Annotated in this window: 1 protein-coding gene; it reads left to right on the top strand. The window is 41.5% G+C overall.

The window, feature by feature from the left end; all coding sequences use genetic code 11:
* Positions 1-3032 (top strand): Ig-like domain-containing protein (locus tag LIZ66_RS18145; protein WP_226838191.1); only part of this gene is annotated, 3032 nt, incomplete at its 5' end.
* Positions 3033-3223: the final 191 nt, after the last annotated feature.

The raw sequence follows: 3223 nt of genomic DNA, 5'->3' as shown, positions 1-3223 counted from the left end.
CAGGTACAGCGGTGACAAGCCTTACAATACCAAGTACGGTAGAGTCAGGAGGAGATGTTTATGGAGGCGTAACTGACCGGGCAGAGGCACTTGAAAGGATTGTATTTGCAGAAGGAATTACAAGAATTCCAGATTATTTCTGTTATAATAATTCAGAGAATACAACACTTTCCTACGTAGAAATCCCAGAAAGCGTAACCGCAATCGGAACCTATGCCTTCTACAATTGCAAATCCATAAAAATCTACGGCTATTCCGGCTCTTACGCCGAAATCTACGCCCTGGAAAATGGAATCCCATTTGTTTCCCTGGGAGAGGCGATTGGTAACTGTGAGTACGACTATTCCGGACAAATAGACCAATGGCTGCTGGATCAGGGAACAAGCAACGCAATGAATTATCTGGTAAAAGACAAAAACTTTACCAACTCCATGGCAGTAGCCACCTTTGACACTGATTTTGGTGAACGCCTGACAGAAGCCTGGTCCAATATGCTGTTCAGAGGTACCGATGGATGGAGAGAAATATTTACCTGTTCGACATCAAGAGAACAGGCAAGAGACATACTGATCGCACTTCTGGAAGAACAGAGTAAAAAAACACAGGAGCTGGCTGACGCTGAAGCTGCAAAAAAATATGCCGATATATATGTCAAAACCCTGAAACAGTCTAACTGGGCTTATGCCATGGCCTTTGGCCTGAACAGTGAAGAAATGAACCAGCTTTCAGAACTGAGCCAGAAGGATATCGTGAAAAATTACCTGCTCAGTGGAGAATATTCTTCGCTGTCCCAGTATTTACAATCAGTTTATGGCTGGAAGGCAGACTCCAATGCAATCAAATGCATTGAAAGCTTTAGCAGATCAAAGGAGCTGGCAGGATCACTTTCAAAAGGTCTTGAATGGATGGGCACAGGATTGAAGCTTTTGTCCATAACAGAAAAAACAATTAAAGCAGTCTATAATGTGGAACGGTTAAAGCTGTCAGATGAAATGTATGCGGAAATGCTTGCCTATATCAGGGATAATTGTACATTCCTGGCTGTCAGCCAGGCGGCAGGGGATTTGTATACTGTAATCAACGGAGGTGCGTTATCCGCAATTTCATATGCACTGGATGACATAAAAGGTGAAACAGCGGATATCGCGATTGACGTAGCACTTGATTCACTGGTCACCAAACTACCCTGGGTAGCTCTGGTTAATACCAGTTTCAAATTTTCCGTAGGACTTTCCAATATACTGTTTAATATCAAAGACATTCAGAAGCAGAAAGACAACATGCGCTGCGCAGCATATATTGGAAGCTATATCGGAAAATGGATGACAGACTGCCGGTATAAATATCTGACAGGCAATGCTGATGAAAAAGCGAAATACTCAAAAAGAACAGTATATGCCTATTATATGCTGCTGAAAACAAGGATGACCGGGGAAAAAAGCCTGCAGTCCATGATGAGTCTTTCCAGAACAAAGTGGAAAAGAGCTTATGACGTATCTTTGCAGATCTCAGCCACATTGGAGTCAAATGAAAAATGGCTGAATAGCTCGGGAGTTTTGAAGAAAATATCAACATCGCTGATCGCATGCCCTGTAGATGTGGAAATTTATGATGCGTCTGGAAAACTGGTAACAACCATATACGATGGGCAGGAAACAGAAGGGTACATAGGAGATATTTATTATTCTGTCAGCTACAATCCGATATCTGATGATTACGTAAAAACAATCCGAGTTCCGGAAGATGGCGGTTATTCCTTAAAATGCGTGGCAAATGATATAGGAAGTGTGGATTACAGCCTTTCTGTAATTGGAGAAGACGGAAGCAGCATACAGCAGGAAGTGGATAACATCCCGGTTGAAAGCGGAAATAGTATCATAATCCCTGATACTTCCGGTAAGAAAACAGAATGCGTATTGAAGAGTGATGACAACACAGAGAAAGAGTATACTGCGCAGACTCCGTCGGAAGAATACATTTCAGTAGAGAGCATTCAGACAGAAGAAAAAGAGATACAGATAAAGACCGGAGAAAAGAAACGTGTAGATATTGTGATCCTACCGGAAAATGCATCTGCAAAGTCTGTGAACTGGAGTTCATCTGATCCGGGAATTGCATCTGTAAATGCAGACGGTGTGATCGTTGGAAAACAAAATGGCGATACAGTGATAACTGCAAAAGCAGTAAATGAAGATATTGCTGTTCAGATTACGGTTCACGTAAAAACTGAATCATCTGAGCCAGAGCCAAGCAATACACCGATACCAGAACCAAGCGTAGAACCGGTTCCAAGCAGCGTTCCGGCACCGGAACCAAGCGTAAAGCCAAATCCAAGCAGCACTCCGGCACCGGAACCTAGCAAGGCACCTGAGAATAATCAGACACCGGCACCAACCAGTACTCCGGTACCGAAGCCGGAAATACATGTCTGGAGCGACTGGAAAACAGTGCAGGAAGCAGATGTATTTTCTCCGGAACTGCAGGAGAGAAGCTGTACAAACTGTGGAGAGAAAGAACAGCGGACGGTAGGAAGCAAGCTTTCCCCAACGTTAAAACTAAATGCTGCATCAGTCCGGTTAAAGGTCAAACAGGCAACTTCTGGATTAAAGGTCACTCAGCTTCAAAAAGGAGATTCCGTAGCTTCATGGAAATCCAGTAACACCAAAATTGTGAAAGTATCTAAAAAAGGAAAAATAACTGCACAGAAGAAAGCTGGAAAAGCAAAGATAACCGTAACGCTAAAGAGTGGAATTAGCAAGACAATTTCAGTTACAGTGCAGAAAAAAGCTGTTACAACTTCTAAAATTACAGGCTTGAAGAAGAATATTACACTTGCAAAAGGCAAAAGTACAACTTTAAAACCAACTAAACAACCTTTTACCTCAATGGAAAAAATCACTTATACCAGTTCCAATAAGAAAGTGGCGACTGTTACGTCAAAAGGAAAGGTAAAAGCGGTTAATAAAGGAAAATGCAAGATTACTGTGAAAGCAGGAAAAAAGAAAGCGTATGTGACAATAACTGTACGTTAAGCGAAAGGTTAGAAATAACTAAAATGATTCTGTAAAAAAGATAGAATAAGCCTCTTGTTCATGTTTTGGACAGGAGGCTTATATGACATTTGGGATATGAAATAAAATTTTGCAAAAAAAATAGTGACAAAAAATCAAACTTTTTTGTAAAAAGTGCTTGACGATTCCTTGCGGCAGTGGTATAGTAAACA

Source organism: Blautia faecis, assembly GCF_020554845.1.
Taxonomy (GTDB): domain Bacteria; phylum Bacillota; class Clostridia; order Lachnospirales; family Lachnospiraceae; genus Blautia_A; species Blautia_A faecis.
Note: the sequence above shows the minus strand (reverse complement) of the source record. Positions and strands in the feature narration are given on the sequence as shown.